The sequence below is a fragment of the Prevotella sp. TF12-30 genome, from assembly GCF_003436715.1.
GTDB lineage: Bacteria > Bacteroidota > Bacteroidia > Bacteroidales > Bacteroidaceae > Prevotella > Prevotella copri_A.
Genome location: NZ_QSQJ01000015.1, coordinates 1 through 21,698, shown reverse-complemented (window position 1 = coordinate 21,698; position 21,698 = coordinate 1). Strand labels below are relative to the sequence as shown.

Genomic DNA, 21,698 nt, shown 5'->3' with positions numbered 1-21,698 from the left:
TTTTCTGTTATTAATTGATATTCTTTATTTTGCGGCTGCAAAGTTACGCATTTTTTTTCAGATTCTGCCATATTCAGCCGAAAAATAGAGCAAATACAGCCGAATAATCCTCCTTTTGTAGCTGAATTATAACCATTTACTCTTCCCTGTGCTTGATATTGCGTGGATGATGGTATAAGATGGCATCCCTGAGGTCGGAAGTTTCGATATGCGTATAGATTTCCGTGGTTCCGATGTCCTCGTGTCCCAGCAGTGCCTGAATCACTCTCAGGTCGGCTCCACCCTTGAGCAGAGCGGTGGCAAAACTGTGTCTCAGCGTATGGGGCGAAATGGTTTTCTTGATACCCGCATCCTGTGCCGCATTCTTGATCATGATGAGAATCATCACACGGGTAAGATGGGCACCTCTGCGGTTCAGAAAGACATAATCTTCCTCTCCGGGCTTGATCTTCATGAGATTGCGGTCGATGTACCACAGGTGAATTTCCTTCAATGCCCTGTCAGAGATAGGCACCAGCCTTTCCTTCCGTCCCTTTCCCAGAACTCTGATAAACTTATCCTCCTCAAAGATCTGACTGATCTTGAGATTCACCAGTTCCGTAACACGCAGTCCGCAGGAGAAAAGGGTTTCGATGATAGCCTTGTTGCGCTGCCCTTCCCATTTCGAGAGATCGATGGCAGCCTCCAGCATATCCACCTCCTCTACAGAGAGATATTCTGGCAAATGTTCGCCTATCTGCGGCGAAGGCAACAGTTCGGTAGGATCATCCTTGATATAGCCGTCGGTCACCAGATAACGGTAGAAGGAGCGCACACCACAGAGGATGCGTGCCTGCGAGCGGGCAACGATGCCTTTGTCGTGAAGACTTGCCGAGAAGTTCTCCAGATTTTCCAGCTTCATATCCACCAGTGCCACATCGTTCTGGCGGGCATATTCTATGAGATATTCCAGGTCGTGGCGATATGCCTCAAGCGTATTATACGTATAGTTTCGCTCCAGCTTGAGGTACCTCATATAATTCCTGATGATGTCATTTGCCATTTTCTTATCTAAATTCTTGTCAGTTTCCAATTTTATTATTACCTTTGCATCAGGGTTAGCTATGAGATAGATAACCTATGCATCTGCAAAGATACAAAAAATTAATGATACAGACTTAAAAAATCATGTGATTATGAAGATACAGATTATCAATGGTCCTAATTTGAACCTCCTGGGCGTTCGCGAGCCAGGCATTTATGGCAGCAATTCTTTCGAGAGCTATCTGCCTAAGTTGAAGGCTAAATACCCTGATGTAGAGATAGAATACTATCAGAGCAACATCGAGGGCGAGCTTATCAACAAGTTGCAGGAAGTAGGCTTCACCTACGATGGCGTAGTGCTCAATGCGGGTGCCTACACCCACACCAGCATTGCCTTGCAGGATTGCATCCGCAGCATGAAATGCCCTTGCGTAGAGGTACATATCTCCAATGTGCACAAGCGCGAGGAGTTCCGCCATCACTCTTACATCTCCTGCGCCTGCCTGGGAGTCATCTGTGGCTTCGGTCTGGCTTCCTACGACCTTGCCATCGCAGGAATCTTATCACAAAAGGAAAACGGGGAGTAAGATGACCGAAACAGAATTGATAGACAAATACATCTGCCAACATATTGAGCCAGAGGGAGATTACCTCTATCGTCTCTACCGTGCCACCAATATCCATACCATTCACGGACGTATGGCGAGTGGTCACATCCAGGGCAGATTACTCAAGATGCTGGTTCAGATGATTCGCCCCAAGAATATTCTTGAGGTGGGAACCTTCAGTGGCTACAGCGCCATCTGTCTGGCTCAGGGATTGCAGGAAGGAGGCAAGCTCTATACTTTCGAAATCAATGACGAGATGGAAGATTTCACCCGTCCCTGGATTGAGGGTTCGGATGTTGCCGACAAGATTGATTTCCGTATTGGCGATGCCAACGAAGAAGCACCCAAACTGGGGGTGATGTTTGACCTGGCTTTCGTGGATGGCGACAAGCGCACCTATATCGAGACATACGAGATGGTGATGAAGATTCTGAATCCTGGCGGATATATTCTGGCAGACAATACGCTGTGGGACGGGCACGTCATCGACCCAGCCTACGACCGCGACCATCAGACCAAGGGCATCCGAGCATTCAATGACCTGATTGCCAACGACCCTAGGGTGGAAGTAGTCATCCTGCCGCTGCGCGATGGCTTGACACTCATCAGAAAGAAATAAAAAGAAATAAGCATAAAAAATCCTGCTTGCGTTGATCATACACAAGCAGGATTTTTTATGCTTATTTCTTTCTATTAACTCAAAAGCCTTTTACTCAATGCTCTCACCGGATACCATACGGCAAGCCAGCCTACGGCGATAACCGTTACAAAGATGATGGCTACATCAGAATAGTGAACGCTTACCGGATAGGCATTTACGATGAAGGAGCCCTCGGAGTCGCCCAGTCTTACGAAGCCATACTGCTGCTGCAGCCAGCAGAGCAACAGGCCCAGTCCGATACCAATCACCGCACCAATCACTGCAATCATTCTTCCCTCGAAGAGGAAGACACGCGTAATCTGCTTGTCATTCGCACCCAGATTCCGCAACGTCACCACATCGTTCTTCTTGTCGATGATGAGCATCGAGAGCGAACCGATGATGTTGAAACATGCCACTACGAGGATAAAGGTCAGGAAGATGTAAGCCATCAGCTTCTCTATCGACATGATCTTGAAAGTATCTTCCTGCTGCTCAAATCTATCCAGCACCTTATACTTGGTGCCGGCAATCTTCTGCATCTCAGCCTTTACTGCCTGCAGGTCACTACCCTCCTTCAGGCGGATCTCCAGATCAGAGAGCATACCCTGCTGACCGAAGAGGTTGCGCGCAAAGGCAATGGAAGTGATGATATAATTCTTGTCGTATTTCGACTGCTTGACGGCGAAGAGCACACCCGGAGAATTCAGCGAATCAACCACGAAGCCGGCATCCGGATTCATCATATCCAACTGTCCCTCCTTCTGCGGAGCATAAATCTTCATAAAACCATCCCATTTTGCCCCGATACCCAAGGTCTGTGCCAGACGGATACCCACGGTTCCATACTGCAGATTGGCAGCATGGAGCGAGAAACTGCCATCACCATAAAGGATGTCGTTGATATGCGACAACTCAGAGAAGTTGTCGTCCACGCCCTTGATCCTCACCATAGCCTGACGGTCGTCATAGATTGCCAGCGCCTGGTCTTCCACGGTTTCAGTAGCCACATCTACCTGAGGCAGCATACGTATCTGCGTCAATATCGGGTCATCGGCAGGTGCCGTCTTTCCTTCCATCGGCACCACCTTCAACTGCGGGTCGAAGCTCGTAAAGAGCGTAGCCACCAGGTCGTGGAAACCATTAAATACGCTCAGCACGATGACGAGTGCCATCGTAGCCACAGCCACACCAATCACAGAGATGGAGCTGATCACGTTGATAACGTGTGTACTCTTCTTGGAAAAGAGATACCTGCGAGCAATAAAGAATGGAAAATTCATTTGTCTTTTTACTTTTTTACTTCTTCAAGAGTTCATCAATGCGCTCCAGATAATCCAGGCTGTCATCCAGGAAGAAACGGAGCTCAGGAATGATGCGCAACTGATTTCTCACCTTTCTGCCCAGGTCGAAGCGGATAGTCTTCTCGTTGGCATTGATATTCTTCAGAATCTCCTCACCCTTTTCAGATGGGAACACGCTGAGGTAAGCAGTGCAGATGCTAAGATCCGGGCTCACTCTTACCTTAGTAACACTTACCATCACACCATGCATCATGCGGGTCTGTGACTGGAAGATAAGACTCAACTCCTTCTGGAGCAGTCTTGATATACGGTTTTGTCTTGTTTCTTGCATAACTATTAACTATAAACTATTAATTATAAACTATTCAAGGTCCACGTGTGTAACGTCCACCTGCTCATGCAGGAATATCAACGCCGACTCCTTGAATTTCTCCTCACTTTCTGTAGTCAGATACTTGCAGCTACCACCCTTTGTCACCATCTGTTCCATATTCGGATGTCGCTGCAGATAATCCTGCAGACTGTTGGCCACATATTGTCCCTGTGGCACCACTCTCACGCCGTCGGGAAGATTCTTCACGATGCTGCTCATGAGCAGTGGATAATGGGTGCAACCCAGGATGATGGTATCGATATCCTCATCCATACGCATCAACTGGTCGATGCGCTTCTTGACGAAATAATCAGCACCAGGACTATCTGCCTCGTTGGCCTCTACGATAGCAGCCCAGAGTGGGCAAGCCACTCCGCTTACCTGGATATCCGGCCAGAGCTTGCCAATCTCCATCTTGTAGCTCTCGCTCTTGATGGTTCCCTCTGTGGCAAGAATGCCCACGTGGCGACTCTTGGTCAGCGTACCTATCACCTCGGCAGTAGGACGGATGATGCCCAGCACGCGGCGGTCAGGGTCCAGTTCCGGGATGTCTCTCTGCTGGATTGAGCGCAGCGCCTTAGCCGAAGCCGTATTGCAACCCAGGATTACCAGATGGCAACCCATGGAAAAGAGCTTCAGCACAGCCTGGCGCGTAAACTTATACACGACCTCGAAGGAGCGCGAACCGTATGGCGCACGGGCATTGTCGCCCAGATACATATAGTCGTACTGCGGCAACATCTGGCGCAAGCCATGCAGGATGGTCAAGCCACCATATCCGGAATCAAAGATTCCGATAGGTCCGGGATTGGATGGCAGAATCATTTCAGTTTCTCCTCCAGCACTGCTGTAATATCCTCACCCATTTCTTCACTCAGATAAGGTGTGGCGTTGTTGTCGGTATTGATGATGAAGGCAAATCCCTTCTCCTTGCCAATCTGCTTGGCAGCCTCGTTGATCTGGGCCTTGAGAGGAGCATACGCATCGGTCTCTGCCTGATTCAGGAGTTTGGCAGCCTCAGCCTTGAAGGCGATGTTCTTCTCCATCAACTCACGCAGTTCAGCCTGGCGCTTCTCCAGGATAGTCTTGGCATACGAGCGCTGACCGTCAAGGAATTCCTCATACTTGGTATTAAACTCAGTTTCCACGCGCTTGGTTTCCTCATCATACTTTGCGCGGAGTTCATCCATATTATGCTTGGCTATTGCATAACCAGGCATGGTATGAAAAACCTGCTCAAAGCTGAAGTAGCCAAATCGCAATGCTGGCTGTGCAACGATGGCTGCTGGTTGTTCCGCCGGAGTCTGGTTCTGCTGTGCAGAAGCCGAGAGGGCAACAAGAGCGAGCGCCAAAAATAGGAGATTCTTTTTCATAATGCGTGATACCTTTTATATATAATATGAATATACTGGATGATAAATAAGGGCAGGCACTTGTGCCTGCCCTTAGCTTTTTATAGAAATACTTACGTTTGATTACTTGATCTTAGCCTGTACTTCCTTGGTAACATCAACCACGTTGGCGCCAGTATAGATAGCTGTGCCTTCCTCCATGATGTATGTATAGTTACCAGCCTTACCTACAGCCTCGATAGCTGTACGTACCTTAGCGATGATAGGCTGCATGAGCTCACTGCTCTTCTTCTGCAACTCCTGCTGACCATCCTGGTAAGCCTGCTGAATCTTCTGCTGAAGACCCTGCAATTCTGTTTCCTTCTGCTGCTTGGCAGTAGCATTCATTGTGCTTGCGCCCTTCTGGTACTCATCTGCCTTGCGCTGGAACTCATCCTGCATAGACTTGAGGTCGTTCTCCTTCTGCTTCTGGAGAGCTTCCAACTCGCCGTTGGCCTTAGCTACGTCTGGCAAAGACTGCATGATCTGCTGAGTATTTACCTTACCGAACTTCTGTGCCATCATTGTCATTGGTGCGCAAAGCATCAACATTAAAATAAGCTTTTTCATTTCTGTTTATTCTTTTTTAATTATTATTCTTAATTGGTTATGCCGAGGGCGGTATTTTCCTGCCGTATCCTCTCTTATCGGCTGCAAATATACAATTATTTCTTGAAATAACCTAGATTATTTCCTGGAATAACACTTATTATTTGTTAGAATAGCCTAATTTCTGGAGTACCTCGTTGCTGATGTCTATTTTTGGCGAGCCAAAAATGATTCCATTGTTGCTGGCTCTGTCGAGAACAAGCGAGTAGCCGCGCAGGTTGGAAATCTCCTTTACGGCATTGTAAATCTCCTCCTGGATAGGTCCCATCAGCGCCTCGCGCTTCTTGTAAAGCTCTCCCTCGGCACCGAAGTATTTCTTCTTCAGGTCGCTGGCTTCCTTCTCCTTCTGCATAATGGAGTCCTGCTTGGCCTTCTTCTGCTCCTGTGAGAGGAATACTACCTCGTTCTGATAGTTCTTGTACATGGTGCTTGCTTCCAGATTGAGCGCCTCAACCTCGGCCTGCCACTTGCGGCTCACCTGGTTCAACTGTTCGTTGGCACGCTCATAAGCTGGGATATTGCGCAGGATGTACTCCATATCCACCAATGCATATTTCTGTGCATGTGCTGAGATGGCTGCTACAGCCATCATCAGCATCAATACTATTTTCTTCATAAAATCCGTCTTTAGAATTCCTGACCTAAGATGAAGTGGAACTGACTTCCACCCTTCTTATACTGGCTACCGTTCCATACCTTGTCGAAACCGTAAGCCCAGTCAATACCCATCAGACCCACCATTGGCAGGAAGATACGCACACCGACACCGGCACTGCGCTTCATGCTGAATGGGTTGAAGTCCTTGGTATCATACCAGGCGTTACCTGCCTCTACGAAGGTCAAACCATAGATAGTGGTATTGCCCAGGAGGAATGGATAACGGAGCTCCAATGAGAAGCGGTCGTATGCATAAGCATAGTAACCGGTGGTACGGCCGTAAGATACGGAACCGTTCTCGTAACCACGGAGTCCGATGGTTTCCTCACCATAATAGGATGAATAACCGCTCATACCGTCACCACCCACATAGTAGGTCTCGAATGGACTCTTCTTGTACTTGTTGTAAGCACCGAGCAAACCGAGCTCTACACGGGTCATCAATACGAAGCACTTCTGACCCTCTGTAAGTGCGGTATAGGTCTTAGCCTTGAACTTCCACTTGTGATACTCAATCCAGCGGTATTTCTCCTGCTGCTCTGCAGAGTAGGTTGGAGACTGGGAGTTGTTGGCGAGGTTCTTGTAATCCTTGTTGTCGAATGCACTCCATGGTGGAGTAAGGTTGACACTTGCCTCAAACTCTGAACCACGACGTGGGAAGAGCTGGTTGTCGGTTGATGTACGGTTCAATGCGATGGTCAAGTTCAAGTTGTTCGCATTACCGTTGGTCATCAGCATATAGCTCCAGTTCTTCATCATGTAGCGCTGGTAAGCCAACTGTACAGACAAGGTGAAGTAATCATCCGGCCAACGGAGGCGCTTACCCCAACCGAGGCTCACACCCACCATCTGGATGTACTTGTCTGGATCGTAATAATTCTCGTAGTTATTATAGTAACCCGTACCATAACCATACATGTAGCTCATGTAGTTGTTCATGTAAGCACTATTGTAATAGTTGCTTGACACGTCTGTACTCTTACTGTAGTATGCACCTACGCTGAACTGGATAGGGCGCTTGCCGCCAAACCAGTTGGTAGAGTAGCTTACGTTATAGCTCTGGTAGTAGGTACCATTGGTCTGTGCACCGATGCTCAGCACCTCACCATCACCGATAGGCATGATACCACGATGCTCCTTGTTCTTGTTGAAGAGGTTTGCCATAGAGAAGTTGTTGAGCTTCAAGCCCACACGTCCGATGACACCCGTCTGACCCCAACCGAGTGAGAACTCAATCTGGTCATTACTCTTCTGCTCCAGGTTCCAGTTTACATCCACAGTACCGTCCTCATAGTTAGGCTTTACATCTGGTGAAACCTTCTCAGCATCGAAGTGACCCATAGAAGCCAACTCACGAGCCGAACGCATCAGGGCATCCTTAGAGAAGAGGTCGCCTGGCTTGGTACGGAGCTCACGGCGTACTACGTTCTCATAGAGACGGGTATTACCGTTGATACGTACGTGGCTCAGGTAAGCCTGAGGTCCCTCTGTCACGCGCATCTCCAGATCGATGGAATCGCCGTCGATGTTCACTTCGGCAGGATTGATGTTAGAGAACACGTAACCATTGTTGTAATAGAGGTTGCCCACAGCATCTTCATCTTCCTGCAATCGCTTGCCCAGGAGTTTCTGGTTATATACATCGCCCTTCTTCATGCCGAGCACGGCATTCAGATAGTCGGTAGCATATACGGTGTTGCCCACCCAGTTGATATTGCGGATAAAGTAGCGCTTACCCTCATCTACCTTGACATATACGTTGACGTGCTTCTCGTCGAAGTTGCTTACGCTGTCTTCCAGAATCTGCGCATCACGATAACCATACTCGTAGTATTTGTCGATGAGTTTCTGCTTGTCTTCCTTCCATCTCTCAGGAGTAAACTTCTTCGATTTGAAGAAAGTAGCAAACTTGCCAGCCTCGTGGGTCTTGGCAAAGGCTCCCTTCGAGAAGAGTCCACCCTTGATCTTTCTATCCGAGAGTTTCTCGTTACCATCGATGGTAATCTGGTGAACCTTGATTTTCTGTTTCTTATCTACGATCACGTCCAGGATTACCTGGCCCTTGTTAGCCACATCGTCGCGCTGGTTAATCTGGATTTCAGCATTCTTGAAGCCCTTGTCATCGAAATATTTCTTGGCAAGGATCTTGGCACGGTCGAGCATATTAGGTGTTACCTGAGTACCCTTAACCATACCGAGCTTCTGCTCCATATCCTCACGCTCGCTCTTCTTCAAACCCACATAATGGATATCAGAGATACGAGGTCTTACCGCGAGATAGATGTGAAGATAAAGTTTTTCACCCACGATAGAGTCGGCAGCGATAGCGACTTTAGAGAAAAGTCCATGTTTCCAATAGCGCTTGACGGCATTGGTAATAGCGTCGCCTGGCACTTCTATCTCTTCTCCCACTGTCAGGCCCGAGATACCAGTGAGCACATAGTCTTCGTATCCTTCCACACCCGACACATTGATACCTCCAAGGGTCAAGGTGCGAGGGGTTCCGGCATACGAGATATCTGGATGTACTATCTTGTCCTGTGCCATAACCTGCACACTCGCCATGATGCCGAATAGCAGGATGAAAATCTTTCTTAGCTTGTTCATTTATACCTTATTATATATATAGTATCTATTTTTCGTCCTTTTTCCCCCTTTTACTTCTCTTCCTCTGCTTCTACCTGAGCCTCGGTCTTGCCAAAACGGCGCTGGCGCGACTGGTAGCTCTCGATAGCCTTGTGCAGGCACTCCTCGTTGAAGTCTGGCCAATAGGTATCGCAGAAATACAACTCAGAATAGGCAATCTGCCACAACAGGTAGTTGCTGATACGCAACTCGCCACCTGTACGGATCAGGAGCTCTGGGTCTGGCATGAAGCTGGTCTCCAGGTGCTTCTCGAAGTTTTCCTCGGTAAGCATCTTCTCAACCTCCTCATAGCTGACGCCATTCTCCATAGCCTCCTTTACGGTTTTCTTCATCGCATTCATGATTTCCCAGCGCGAAGAGTAGCTCAGGGCTACCACCATGGTCATGGCATCGTTCTTGGCGGTATGGTCCATGGTCTCCTGCAACTTGTCCTGCACAGCCTGTGGCAGACGCTTCAAGTCGCCGATGACACGGAACCGCACATTGTTCTTCATGAAGATCTCATCCTCCAGAGAAGTCAGCACCAGTCCCATCAGGGCAGAAATCTCGTCGGCAGGACGATTCCAGTTTTCAGTAGAGAAAGTATAGAGAGTAAGGTACTTCACACCGAGGCGAGTACATTCTGATGTAATGCAACGCACTGCGTCAACTCCAGCCTGGTGGCCGTAGCTGCGATCCTTACCTCTTTCTGTTGCCCAGCGTCCATTGCCATCCATGATGATGGCGATGTGCTCAGGTATTCTGTTCATATCCAAGTTGTTCATATCTTATTTTTTAATTAAGAGTTCTTATTCTTCTTTATTACACGTTTTACACTTTGCGCTGAAACTGTAGGTGAACGAGACTTGCAGCATGGAGTAGCAGTCCTGGTTCTTCCAGAGTCCGCTGCTCTTGATGCCATAAGGGTCTTTCACCCCATCCAGTTCATCGCTCAGCGAGAAATGGATGCTCCAATCTACGCCTACGTTCATCCGTTCGTTTATCTTGTATTTCGCCCCGATGCCCAAAGGCACGTTGGCGGTAAATACATTCTTCTGATCTCCTTTCACAAAGGTGGCTCCCAGACCTCCGAAGATGAAAGGCACCAGCCTCCTGGCTCCTCGGTAGTCCCTGCCTGTGCCGTAAGGCCAGAAATTGTACTCGAAGACGAGGCTCATATCCACCAGGGTATTGCTGAAGGAGTAGGCTTTCCCATCCAGGTCGGGATAATCGGTCTTCACCTTGTCGTTAGAGCCTTTCAGCTTGCCCAGCCCCAGGTTGAACCGCAGATCCTTGTAGGGGTCGAAGTTGTATCTTCCCACGATGGCTGCCATCGGCTGCTGGTGGGCAAGGATATTGCCGTTCAGGTCGCCTTCGTAGGCAACCAGTCCCACGCCGGCACCCATCTCCAGACGATACTGGTAATCGTCCTGTGCCCTCATCACCTGCAACGGCAAGAGGAACAAGACCGGCAGCAACAAGCATTTACACAAGTTTCTCCTCATGTCTATACCTTACGCGATATGAATATGATTGATTCCCGAGGGTCTTATTCGAAGATGGTCTGGTCCTTGATCCAGCCATCCTTGTTGAAGCGGCCCTTCCATACGCTGCCGTTTCTTACTACCCAGTAGAAGTTGTCCTTGTCGCGGCAGAAGCCGAAGCGCTGGGTGGCAGCAGAGAATCCGGCTGGCATGGTTACGAGCGTATCAACACCCCATGTCAGTCCGTTGTTCTTGCTCTTATACCATTTGCCGTTGCTGCCGAGAGCTACGAAGCCAGAATCAGCACCGCAAACGAGCACCTGATCCATCATTGGCATCTTGCCACTCTGGTAAGCATCATATTCTATATAGTTCCATGCGCTTTCTGAAGCATTGGCAGAGTAATCAGCCACATGATTCCAGAGTGTAGCGATGGTATCGCCATAGCTTGCATCACGGGTACCGAGCAGGAGAACATTCTCTACATTCTTCACAGAAGCGATGGTAGAAACATTCATGCTCAGGTTCTGGGTAGGCAGGAGTGAGAGGTCAGCATCCATCTTCTGGGCAGCCCAGGTTGCGCCATTGTCCTTAGACACGGCGATGCCTGTAGCGGTGAAGGCATAGAGATACTTGCTGCTGGCACCTACCAACTGCTTGAGCTGGCTATCCTCGCCTACCAGACTCCAGGTTGCAGCATCGGCAGAAGCATACACCTTGCCATCAGAGAGGATGTAGAGTTGATTGCCCATCTGCACGGCGTTCTGATAATCGGCAGCTGCGAAAGTCTGGTTGGCTGTTACCTCAGCCCAGTTGTTACCGTCGCTTGCAGCACTCTTGTATATCTTCATTCCCCCGAGAGTCTTGCCGAATACATAGATATGGTTTCCGATATGGTTTTCCAGGGCAAGCACCTTCAAGTCGCTGAGTGCAGCGAGCTGCTCATTGAGTTGAGCCTTGGCTTGCCAGTTGAACTCATTGCCTTCCTGCTGATGCACGTTCACCTTTACGGTGTAAGTAACGTAGGCATTGAGCGAGTTGTTATATACACGAACCATTCGTGGCTGAGAGAAGTCGATGGAATCGGTGCTTGAATAATACTTTGCCGAGTCGATCTTCTCAGGGCAATTCTTGTTCATGATGAAGATAGGGCTGCTGTTCTTGCTACTGATGGTAGCCAATACGGCAGCGGTCCTTGTCTTGGTAGGCAAGGAATCTACGTTATAGATCTGGCGGTTAACCTGATCTATATAAAATTTATAGTTAGCTCCATTCACTTTATCAGCGATCAGAGTATCCTTGCCTGCAGTAGTCTTCGTGTATCTACCGAGCTTTCCCAAAGAGAAACTCGTGATGGCTGTATCATTTGTATATTCTACTACCGTCTCGTCGCTGTTCAAGCATGAAGAGAGCGACAAAGTAGCTGCAACAAGTGCTATAAAAGCTAAAAATTTACTTTTCATTCTATCCAATTTTTCTTTTTAGCTGCAAATTTACTGAGAATTCTTTAAAAACTCGACCTTTTCTCCTTATTATTATGCAAATTATTCATTTTAGGCGCATTTTTTAAGTTTTTTAGTGATTTCGAGGCGTAAAAACGAAGAAATCCCGCCTCTCTTGCGAGAAACGGGATTCCATATTTAGTATAAATTCGAAATGTCGAATTAGAGCTGTGGACCAGCAGCAACGAGAGCCTTACCAGCCTCATTGTTTGTGTACTTAGCGAAGTTCTTGATGAAACGAGCGGCCAAATCCTTAGCCTTCTCCTCCCACTGAGAAGCATCAGCGTATGTATCGCGTGGATCCAAAATCTCAGTAGCTACACCTGGCAACTCTGTTGGAACCTTGAAGTCGAACATAGGAATCTGCTTTGTTGGAGCCTTGTCGATGTCACCGTTCAGGATAGCGTCGATGATACCACGTGTATCGCGGATAGAGATACGCTTGCCTGTACCGTTCCAACCTGTGTTAACGAGGTATGCCTTAGCATTGTTCTTGTTCATCTTCTTAACCAACTCCTGAGCGTACTTTGTTGGGTGCAACTCCAAGAATGCCTGACCGAAGCAAGCAGAGAATGTTGGAGTAGGCTCTGTGATACCGCGCTCTGTACCAGCCAACTTAGCTGTGAAGCCAGAGAGGAAGTAGTACTGAGTCTGCTCTGGAGTCAGGATAGATACTGGAGGCAATACACCGAATGCATCAGCTGACAGGAAGATAACCTGCTTAGCAGCTGGAGCAGAAGAACCTGGCTGGATGTTGTTGATGTGGAAGATTGGGTAAGAAACACGAGTGTTCTCAGTTACGCTCTTATCAGCGAAATCAATCTTACCATCAGCAGCTACAGTTACGTTCTCGAGAAGAGCGTTGCGCTTGATAGCGTTGTAGATATCTGGCTCAGACTCCTTGTCAAGGTTGATAACCTTAGCGTAGCAACCACCCTCGAAGTTGAATACACCATTGTCATCCCATCCGTGCTCATCGTCACCGATCAACTTACGCTTAGGGTCTGTTGACAATGTAGTCTTACCTGTACCAGAAAGACCGAAGAAGATAGCTGTGTTCTCACCGTTCATATCGCAGTTAGCAGAGCAGTGCATAGAAGCCATACCCTTCAATGGCAAGAAGTAGTTCATCATAGAGAACATACCCTTCTTCATCTCACCACCATACCATGTGTTGATGATAACCTGCTCCTTAGATGTTACGTTGAAAGCAACGCAAGTCTCTGAGTTCAAGCCGAGCTCCTTGTAGTTCTCTACCTTAGCCTTAGAAGCGTTGTAAACAACGAAGTCTGGCTCGAATGCCTCAAGCTCCTCAGCTGTAGGACGGATGAACATGTTTGTTACGAAGTGAGCCTGCCAAGCAACCTCAACGATGAAACGAACAGCCATACGTGTATCCTTGTTAGCACCGCAGAAACCATCTACTACATAGAGGTTCTTGTTGCAGAGCTCCTTAACAGCGAGATCCTTAACAGTACCCCAAACCTGCTCAGACATTGGGTGGTTATCGTTCTTGTACTCCTCTGTTGTCCACCATACAGTGTCCTTAGAGTTCTCGTCCATTACGATGTACTTATCCTTAGGTGAGCGACCAGTGTAGATACCTGTCATAACGTTAACTGCACCTAACTCTGTCTGCTGACCCTTCTCGTAACCCTCGAGACCAGCCTTTGTCTCCTCCTCGAACAACTGCTCGTAAGAAGGATTGTGAGCGATTACTGTAGCACCAGTAATGCCGTACTTTGTCAAATCTAACTTTGCCATTTTTTCTAAATGTATTTAAGTTGTGAAATATTTCTTTCTGAAACTTTATCCTAATATTCAAAATGGGATTTCCAAAACCCTTTTTTCCTAAAACCGCCGCAAAGTTACAAAAAATATGTTTTATGGCAAAGATTCTTAGATAATATTCTTGCATTTTAAAACCTTTTTAGGTTAAAGAATTAAAAAATCGACCCATTCATCTATAATTTGCCATATTGACTTTGCAAATATTCGCCGCAAATCTGCTTCATCCAAATTCATTTTCCACCTATTATATATATAGGGGTTCAGAAGACACATAAAAGCCCATGGATGACACCAGAAGAAGCCGGAAGGAAAAAATAACGGAAAACATTTTGCGGTTTCCGGATTTTGCCTTATCTTTGCAACACCTTTGCTGCATCTTGACAGATGATTTCAGCAAGAATAAACATCGATTGAAATAACAAGAATATAAATACTACGACTTATGAAAATTAATAATCTGAGCGAGCATAACTGCATCATCAACCGCTATCTGGCTGAGATGCGCGACTGCGAGTATCAAAAGAACCGACTCCTCTTCCGCAACAACATCAAGAGAATCGGCGAGTATGAGGCTTTTGAGATTTCAAAGACCCTCAATTACGAGAACAGAGACGTGACTACCCCTCTTGGTGTAGCCCAGGTTAATTTCCCTACCGACAAGATTGTCATCGGTACGATTTTCCGTGCAGGCCTGCCTTTTCATGAGGGTTTCCTCAATATCTTCGACCACTCCGGCAATGCTTTCGTGAGTGCCTATCGTGAATATACCAACAAGGAGCATACCGAGGTGGGGGTTCATATCGAGTATCTGGCTACTCCAGACCTTACCGGCAAGACGCTCATCATCGCCGACCCGATGCTTGCCACCGGTATCAGCATGGAGATGGGCATGAAGGCGCTCCTTACCAAGGGAACCCCTAAGCACATCCATGTAGCCTGCGTGCTTGCCGCTCCACAGGGCATCGAGCATGTCAAGAAGACCTTCCCTGAAGACAAGACTACCATCTGGTGTGCATCTATCGACGAGGGACTGAACGAGCACAAATACATCATTCCTGGCTTCGGCGATGCCGGAGACCTCTGCTACGGAAGCAAGCTCTAAAGCGAAAAACGGCTGCACAGAAAGCCACTTTCGCTTTTACTCTTCACTCTTCACACTTAGGCATTAATCCATTAATTATCAATACATTAAACAGGTGAAGAGTCAAGCTTCACTCTTCACCACTCTTCACCTCTCTTCACCTTATCACGAAGCTCAGCCATCATTGAAGCCTGGAGCTGGTCATCATTGAAGACAGAAGGTGGTCATCATTGAAGCCCGGAGCTGGTCATCATTGAAGACCAGACGTTGTTCCTGAAATGATTTCGCCCTCAAAAAAAGTCAGGGTGAAGAGTGGTGAAGAGTGGTGAAGAGTCAGCCCCTACTCTTCACCCACAATATTCATTGAATATCAGCAATTTACACCCAAAACGTGAAGAGTGAAGAGTGAAAGCGAAAGTAGCGTTTTATTCGCAGGAATACGATGCGATAGCGCTTGCCTTCAAAATTCCTTCACGACATAACGAATCTTGCCTCACCACGGCAAAATATTGCCCTGGCAGAGGGCAATAATGTGCCATAGTGAGGCAAAAAACACAAGTACCTAATAATGGAATGAGCTGCCGCCCAGAAACTCTCGCAAGAGGGAGGTTGGAGGCAGATTATTATAAGTGCGCTCTTTTAGAACAAAAATCGTATCGTCAAGCGCACAGATGATAAAATAGGAAAAGTTTTTGTTACATAAGACAAAGTTCGTTTTAAATTAACTTTGTATATTTGCACCCATAATTTAATTATTAACAAAAATGTCAAACGTATGAAAAAGTTTACAAGTCTATTTATTTCATTCATTCTTGTTTTCTGTAGCTGCCAAAGTTATACAGAAGAAATCTGTAATGAACAAAAGTTTCAAGCAGACAATGCTGTTACTCACGAATGCAATTATTATTACTACAACGGAAAGAAGATAGAGCTCATTATTGACTCTACTAAAAATTTTATTGTTTATAACTCGGAAATTCCAATACAGAAAAAGATTAAAGGAGGTGAATTTCAAAAAGGCTTTTCTACAACGAGAAGTGGTGGACAAACAAAAGCATCATGGGCCATAATACAAAAAGAGAGTTACACAAGAAACGCCTCTGACAATACTGATGCGCTCTATGAATCACCTATGTACATTTCTAAAGAAACAGGTAAAAGTATCGGCATTAGCAACTTAATTCATATAAAGTTGAAAGATAGTAAAGATAAGAAATTACTGGATGAACTAGAGAGTAGTTTACATATTTCAATTTATTCCCAGAATGAATACCTTCCTCTATGGTATACCGTTTTCTGTCAAGACAATTCACATGGCAACAGTTTGGAATTATGCAACAAGTTGCAAGAAAGCAATAAATTTGCATATGTTGAACCAGACATTATGGTAGATTTAGCACAAGGAGTAACATCTTTTGTTACTCCAAACGACCCATTCTATTCTAACCAATGGAATCTCCATGGAAAAAATTCCATCAATTGGGAAGAAGCTAGTCTTTTAGTCAATGGTAAGGGTATCAAGATTGGTTTAATCGACACAGGAGTAGATGTAACCCACCCTGATTTCGGAACGAAAACATTAAAACCCGTCTACGATGCATACATAGGAGATTGGTACGTAAATGGACTATACAGCTCTCATGGAATGGCATGTGCGGGAGTTATAGCAGCCACTCCTAACAACAAGAAAGGTGTGGTTGGCATTTCTCCAAGTTCTGAAATTCAAAGTTATAGCGACCCTCTTACTGCTAGGCCTAACATTTCTCAAAACCTAGCATCAGACTTATACCTTGCATGCAATAGTGCAGACGTTGTCAGCTGTTCCTGGGGAGGAAACGATTTAAGAAGTAGCGAGATTGAGGAATCTATAAAATATCACGCACAATGGGGAAGAAACGGCAAAGGGGTTGTAGTGGTATTTGCTTCAGGAAATGATTCTGGCCCCATAACCTTCCCTGCAAACTTTGATGAAAACATTCTTGTTGTTGGTGCCTCTAACAAATATGGCAACAAAGCCGACTTCAGCAACTATGGTAAAGAGATAGATGTAGTAGCTCCTGGTATAGATATTCCAACAACTGGGTGGACCAAAACAGACACCAGTACTTATAATTATATTAAATTTTCTGGCACTTCTGCCTCCTGTCCACAAGTTGCAGCAATAGCGGCATTAATCTTATCCATCAATCCAAACTTGACAAGCAAAGAAGTATGCGACATCATAGAAAAAACAGCCCAAAAAGTAGGAAGCAAAGCCTATACTAGCTACAGCAACAGACCTAATGGCACATGGAATGAATATATGGGCTATGGGCTTGTTGATGCGACAGCTGCTGTAAAAGCCGCAAAATTAACATTAAAATAAAAAAGATTATGAGAAGTACAATAATATCAGCAATATTAAGCTGCATTTTAACATTAATGGCAAGTTGTTCTAACAACGATGGAAATACTGCGTCATATAGAAAGTATGAGATTCCTACCGATGTGATGATAGAGACTCCAGACAATCAGATCCTTACCATAAATACGAAAGATGACTTTGAAAAGTATTTCAAGAATTGTGTAAGTAGCGCAAAACCTGACACAAAAATAGAACTACCAGAAGTGAACTTTCTAAAATACACGCTAATCTACATACAAGGAGAATCAACACATGGGATAGCCAAACTAGAGAGTTCCTTGGCATCAACAGAAAGTTGCAAAATTCTATCCATCCATATAGAACAGAACTTTACAAATGTGATGCAAAGATGGAATGTCGCATATCTTATCGACAGAGAGGATAAGCCAAACATCAAATTACAATACCAAATAATAGAGCCATAGTCTTTAAAGAAAAAGTCCAAAGAAAGAAATCTGGTTTGAAAACTATCTTTGGACTTTTTTGATAAGCTACCCTTTAATAATGGAATGAGCTGCCGCCCAGGAACTCTCGCAAGAGAGAGGTTGGAGGCAGATTATTATAAGGTATTCCCTTGAAATACTTCAGGAACTTCAGCAGGCGGTAAGCCTCAGCAAATTCCTCACAATTCTCCGGCACCTGCTGGAGCAACGGTTCTGCCTGCATCTTGAGAACCGACAACTCATAGAGCATCGCCGTGTTCAGCATGGCATCGGCATTCTCCTGGAACGGGAAAATCCACTTGTTCTCTCCGGCTCTTACCGATGGCCAGCGGCGGATGGTTTCCTGGGCAGATACACCTCTATATTTATAGTCGCGAATGATGCGGCGCAGCAGACGGTTGTCCGTTGTAGGGATATAATTGTGATTATCCAGCAGAATGGTGGTCAGCGCAGAAGCATACACACGGAAAATCTGCTCTTCAGGAACATGCGCCGTAAGCTCCGGATTCAGGGCGTGGATTCCCTCTACCACCAGAACATTGTTAGGCTCCAGCTTCAACATCTTTCCACTCTTCACACTCTTGCCCGAAGGAAAATCGTATTTCGGCAGTTCCACCTCCTCGCCACGGAAGAGCGCATTAAACTGCTCGTTGAGCAAATCGAGGTTCAGGGCATAGATGCTCTCAAAATCAAAATCACCATTTTCATCCTTCGGTGTCTTATCTCTATCCACGAAGTAATCATCGAGCGAAATCTGCAGAGGCTTCAGTCCGTTTACGGCAAGCTGGATGCTCAGACGCTTGCAGGAAGTAGTCTTGCCCGAAGAAGACGGACCCGCCAGCAGCACCAGCTTCACCCCTTTGCGGCTGGCAATCTCCTCGGCAATCTTCGCCAGCTTCTTCTCCTGCAGCGCTTCGCTGATATTGATGATATCCGTAGCATGTCCCGCATCGATAGCCTGGTTGAAGTCGCCCACGGTTCTGATACCCAGGATTTCCTGCCAGCGATGATGCTCCTTGAAGATATCAAACATCTTGTCCTGCCGGGTCATTTCGCCCAGCTCATCCGGGTTGCTGACCGAAGGAATGCGCAGCAACATGCCATCATAGTACTTCTCCAACCCGAAGAGATAGAGCTGGGAGGTATTGGTGAGCAGGGTGCCATAATAATAATCCACATATTCACCTATTTTATAATAAGTGGTATAGATGGAACCCGAAGTTCTGAGAAGCTTCACCTTCTCCACATCGCCCTTTTCCTGGAAGAGGGCGATAGCCTCCTCGGTAGGCACCGTGAAGCGGCGTATCGGCATCTTGGAGTCGATGATCTCCTGCATGCGGCGGCGGAGGATGTTCACATCCTCATCTACTACCGGGCGCCCCAGACGGATATCCACATAGAATCCGTTGGATACCGGAATATCGATGACCACATCCGTATTCGGATAAATATCCTGCACCGCCTTGCACAGTACAAAGAAAAGCGTCCGGGTATAGGCACGTGAACCCGACGCAGAGTTCATATCCAGGAATTCTACATCCTTGGAGTTATAAACACGGTAATGCATGCCTTCCACCTTGTTATTTACCCTCGCAGACACCGGTCCATGGGTCATTTTAAGGTCAAATAAAGAAAAAACATCAAAAAGTGTGCTTCCGATTTCGACTTTCTGAGATTTTTTATTATTTTTGCAACGGATTTGTATCTTCTGTTTCATTTGTGTTAAAACTATGTTACAAAGTTAATAATCTACAGCCTAACGAAGACCTCCCTGGAGGACGTTCACCGGGCCTGAGCAAGCCCTCAAGCGGAGCATTGCTTACAGAGCGTAAAGTTACGAAAAAAAACGTAAACTTGATGATTTTGACAACATTAATTAAGTTATAATATGTCGATTTGGATATTTTTTAGGCTTATCGGAGCACTCGCCTTACTGATGTTTGGTATGAAGACCATGAGCGACAGTTTGCAGAAGATGGCCGGACCACAGCTCCGCCATGTGTTAGGAACTATGACCACCAATCGTTTGACGGGCATACTCTCGGGTACGCTCATCACGGCTGCCGTACAGTCTTCTACTGCTACGACAGTGATGACGGTATCATTCGTAAATGCCGGTCTCCTCACCCTTGCCCAGGCTATTTCGGTTATCATGGGTGCCAATATCGGTACCACGCTCACCGCCTGGATCATGAGTGCAGGATTCTCATTCAACATCACCGACTTTGTGTGGCTGGCGTTCTTCATCGCCATCATCCTCATCTATAGCAAGAAGCGCAAGATCATAGGTGACTTCATCTTCGGTATCTCCTTTATGTTCCTCGGCTTGGGTACACTTCGCCAAACCGGTATCGACATGGATCTGGCTCATAACCAGCCGGTTCTGGAGTTCTTCTCCAGCTTCGACCCCCACAGCTTCCAGACCACCATCACCTTTCTGATCATTGGTAGTATCCTGACCATGTGTGTGCAGAGTTCGGCTGCCGTCATGGCGATTACGATGATTCTCTGTTCTACCGGCGTACTACCTATCTATCAGGGTATTGCGCTCGTGATGGGTGAGAACATCGGTACCACCGTAACTTCCAACGTGGCAGCACTCACCGCCAACACGCAGGCACGAAGAGCGGCGATGGCGCACATGGTGTTCAACATCTTCGGTGTGCTGTGGATACTCTGCGTATTCCGTCCGTTCATCCATCTGGTTTGCGGCTGGGTAGGTTTCGACGATGCCATGGAAAAGAGCGATCCCCACTTCGTTGCCAATGCAGCCAAGCTTTCCTTCGTGCTCGCCGCCTTCCATACCACGTTCAACCTCTCCAACACCTTTATCCTGGTATGGTTTATCCCACAGATAGAGAAGCTGGTATGCAAGATTATCCGTCCTAAGAAGAATGCCGACGAAGATGATTTCCGTCTGCGTTTCATCCAGAGTGGTATCATGAAGACTCCGGAAATCTCAGTATTGGAGGCTCAGAAGGAGATCCACTGTTTCGCCGAGCGCATCCAGCGTATGTTCGGTATGGTGAAGGAGCTCCTGGGCGAGACCAACGACGACAAGTTTATCAAGCTCTATACCCGCATCGAGAAATACGAGGGAATCTCCGACAACATGGAGATTGAGATTGCGAAGTATCTCGACCAGGTGAGCGATTCTCATCTTTCTGATGAGACCAAGGCGAAGATCCGCGCCATGCTGCGTGAGATTTCAGAGATTGAGAGTATCGGTGACAGCTGTTTCAACATTGCCCGCACCCTCAACCGCCGCATCCGTGGCAAGGAAGACTTCATTCCTTCTCAGTATGAGCACATGCACCAGATGATGGAGCTTACAGATAATGCCCTCACCCAGATGAACATCACCCTGGTGGGGCATAAGGTAGATAATGATGCCAACCTCTCTTTCAACATCGAGAACGAGATCAACAACTATCGCAACCAGTTGAAGAGTCAGAACATCAACGATGTAAACAACCATCTCTACACCTATGCCATCGGTACCATGTATATGGATATCATCCAGGAATGCGAGAAGCTCGGCGACTACGTGGTAAACGTAGTAGAGGCTCGTATGGGTGTAAGACAGCATGAGGCTTAACCCTCAATGAAATTAGCTGCATGAGGCTAACCCCCAATGAAATTAATGAAAAAAGCTTGGAATCGCATTCGTGATTCCAAGCTTTTTGTTTTTTGTCTTTATGTTTCAGGAAGGTTCAGAATCACCCCCCCCAGCCCGTCCGAGAACGGCCGTTTGGGGGTGTAT

19 protein-coding genes are annotated in these 21,698 nt (G+C 46.7%); 6 read left to right on the top strand and 13 right to left on the bottom strand.

What is annotated here, in order from left to right; all coding sequences use genetic code 11:
- Window positions 1-136 precede the first annotated feature (136 nt).
- A complete protein-coding gene (locus DXD25_RS07525) occupies window positions 137-1,042 on the bottom strand; it encodes a tyrosine recombinase (RefSeq protein ID WP_089545329.1) in 906 nt (301 codons plus the stop codon).
- A gap of 133 nt (window positions 1,043-1,175) precedes the next feature.
- Here DXD25_RS07525 and aroQ point away from each other — a divergent pair, with 133 nt between their 5' ends.
- Together aroQ and DXD25_RS07515 are read left to right on the top strand one after the other, a co-directional pair.
- Window positions 1,176-1,610, top strand: coding sequence for a type II 3-dehydroquinate dehydratase (gene aroQ, locus DXD25_RS07520; protein WP_089545330.1), 435 nt, complete (start codon window positions 1,176-1,178; stop codon window positions 1,608-1,610).
- A 1-nt stretch (window position 1,611) separates the two neighbouring features.
- The gene (locus DXD25_RS07515) at window positions 1,612-2,250 is read left to right on the top strand and encodes an O-methyltransferase (RefSeq protein WP_089545331.1); all 639 of its coding nucleotides are present in this window, start codon (window positions 1,612-1,614) and stop codon (window positions 2,248-2,250) included.
- Between the two features lie 74 nt (window positions 2,251-2,324).
- On the opposite strand, the gene DXD25_RS07510 is transcribed toward DXD25_RS07515, so the two are convergent.
- From DXD25_RS07510 to pckA, 11 genes are all read right to left on the bottom strand, one after another.
- Window positions 2,325-3,554: an FtsX-like permease family protein gene (locus tag DXD25_RS07510; RefSeq protein WP_117662622.1), complete on the bottom strand. Its 1,230-nt coding sequence runs from the start codon at window positions 3,552-3,554 to the stop codon at window positions 2,325-2,327.
- Window positions 3,555-3,570: 16 nt separating this feature from the next.
- Window positions 3,571-3,906, bottom strand: a complete 336-nt coding sequence (gene rbfA, locus DXD25_RS07505) for a 30S ribosome-binding factor RbfA (protein ID WP_089544731.1) — start codon at window positions 3,904-3,906, stop codon at window positions 3,571-3,573.
- 30 nt (window positions 3,907-3,936) lie between these two features.
- On the bottom strand, window positions 3,937-4,773 hold the full coding sequence (gene murI, locus DXD25_RS07500) for a glutamate racemase (RefSeq protein WP_089544732.1): 837 nt from the start codon (window positions 4,771-4,773) through the stop codon (window positions 3,937-3,939).
- Window positions 4,770-5,321, bottom strand: a complete 552-nt coding sequence (locus tag DXD25_RS07495) for an OmpH family outer membrane protein (protein ID WP_117662620.1) — start codon at window positions 5,319-5,321, stop codon at window positions 4,770-4,772. Before DXD25_RS07495 ends, murI begins: the two co-directional genes overlap by 4 nt.
- Window positions 5,322-5,423: 102 nt before the next feature.
- A complete protein-coding gene (locus tag DXD25_RS07490; protein ID WP_089544734.1) occupies window positions 5,424-5,909 on the bottom strand; it encodes an OmpH family outer membrane protein in 486 nt (161 codons plus the stop codon).
- Between the two features lie 139 nt (window positions 5,910-6,048).
- Window positions 6,049-6,564, bottom strand: coding sequence for an OmpH family outer membrane protein (locus DXD25_RS07485; protein ID WP_089544735.1), 516 nt, complete (start codon window positions 6,562-6,564; stop codon window positions 6,049-6,051).
- 11 nt (window positions 6,565-6,575) lie between these two features.
- Window positions 6,576-9,212 (bottom strand): outer membrane protein assembly factor, encoded by a 2,637-nt coding sequence (locus tag DXD25_RS07480; protein ID WP_089544736.1) that lies wholly within the window; start codon window positions 9,210-9,212, stop codon window positions 6,576-6,578.
- A gap of 50 nt (window positions 9,213-9,262) precedes the next feature.
- Window positions 9,263-10,015, bottom strand: coding sequence for an isoprenyl transferase (locus tag DXD25_RS07475; protein WP_117662618.1), 753 nt, complete (start codon window positions 10,013-10,015; stop codon window positions 9,263-9,265).
- A 24-nt stretch (window positions 10,016-10,039) separates the two neighbouring features.
- Window positions 10,040-10,735, bottom strand: coding sequence for a DUF6089 family protein (locus DXD25_RS07470; RefSeq protein WP_117662617.1), 696 nt, complete (start codon window positions 10,733-10,735; stop codon window positions 10,040-10,042).
- Window positions 10,736-10,779: 44 nt separating this feature from the next.
- Window positions 10,780-12,177, bottom strand: a complete 1,398-nt coding sequence (locus DXD25_RS07465; RefSeq protein ID WP_117662615.1) for a DUF6242 domain-containing protein — start codon at window positions 12,175-12,177, stop codon at window positions 10,780-10,782.
- 201 nt (window positions 12,178-12,378) lie between these two features.
- Window positions 12,379-13,980, bottom strand: a complete 1,602-nt coding sequence (pckA, locus tag DXD25_RS07460) for a phosphoenolpyruvate carboxykinase (ATP) (RefSeq protein ID WP_117662613.1) — start codon at window positions 13,978-13,980, stop codon at window positions 12,379-12,381.
- 469 nt (window positions 13,981-14,449) lie between these two features.
- Here pckA and upp point away from each other — a divergent pair, with 469 nt between their 5' ends.
- The 3 genes from upp to DXD25_RS07445 all read left to right on the top strand — a co-directional run bounded on the left by upp (window position 14,450) and on the right by DXD25_RS07445 (window position 17,917).
- Entirely contained in the window at window positions 14,450-15,109 is a 660-nt protein-coding gene (gene upp / locus DXD25_RS07455; protein WP_089544740.1) for a uracil phosphoribosyltransferase, read from the top strand.
- A 754-nt stretch (window positions 15,110-15,863) separates the two neighbouring features.
- Window positions 15,864-17,453 carry a S8 family serine peptidase gene (locus DXD25_RS07450; protein WP_117662611.1) on the top strand — a complete coding sequence of 530 codons (1,590 nt, stop codon included), beginning with the start codon at window positions 15,864-15,866 and terminating at the stop codon, window positions 17,451-17,453.
- A gap of 8 nt (window positions 17,454-17,461) precedes the next feature.
- Window positions 17,462-17,917, top strand: coding sequence for a hypothetical protein (locus DXD25_RS07445; RefSeq protein WP_117662609.1), 456 nt, complete (start codon window positions 17,462-17,464; stop codon window positions 17,915-17,917).
- Window positions 17,918-17,990: 73 nt separating this feature from the next.
- On the opposite strand, the gene DXD25_RS07440 is transcribed toward DXD25_RS07445, so the two are convergent.
- Entirely contained in the window at window positions 17,991-19,652 is a 1,662-nt protein-coding gene (locus tag DXD25_RS07440) for a nucleoside kinase (protein WP_117662607.1), read from the bottom strand.
- Window positions 19,653-19,823: 171 nt separating this feature from the next.
- Here DXD25_RS07440 and DXD25_RS07435 point away from each other — a divergent pair, with 171 nt between their 5' ends.
- Complete coding sequence (locus DXD25_RS07435; protein ID WP_117662605.1) at window positions 19,824-21,533, top strand: Na/Pi cotransporter family protein; 1,710 nt, start codon at window positions 19,824-19,826, stop codon at window positions 21,531-21,533.
- Window positions 21,534-21,698: the final 165 nt, after the last annotated feature.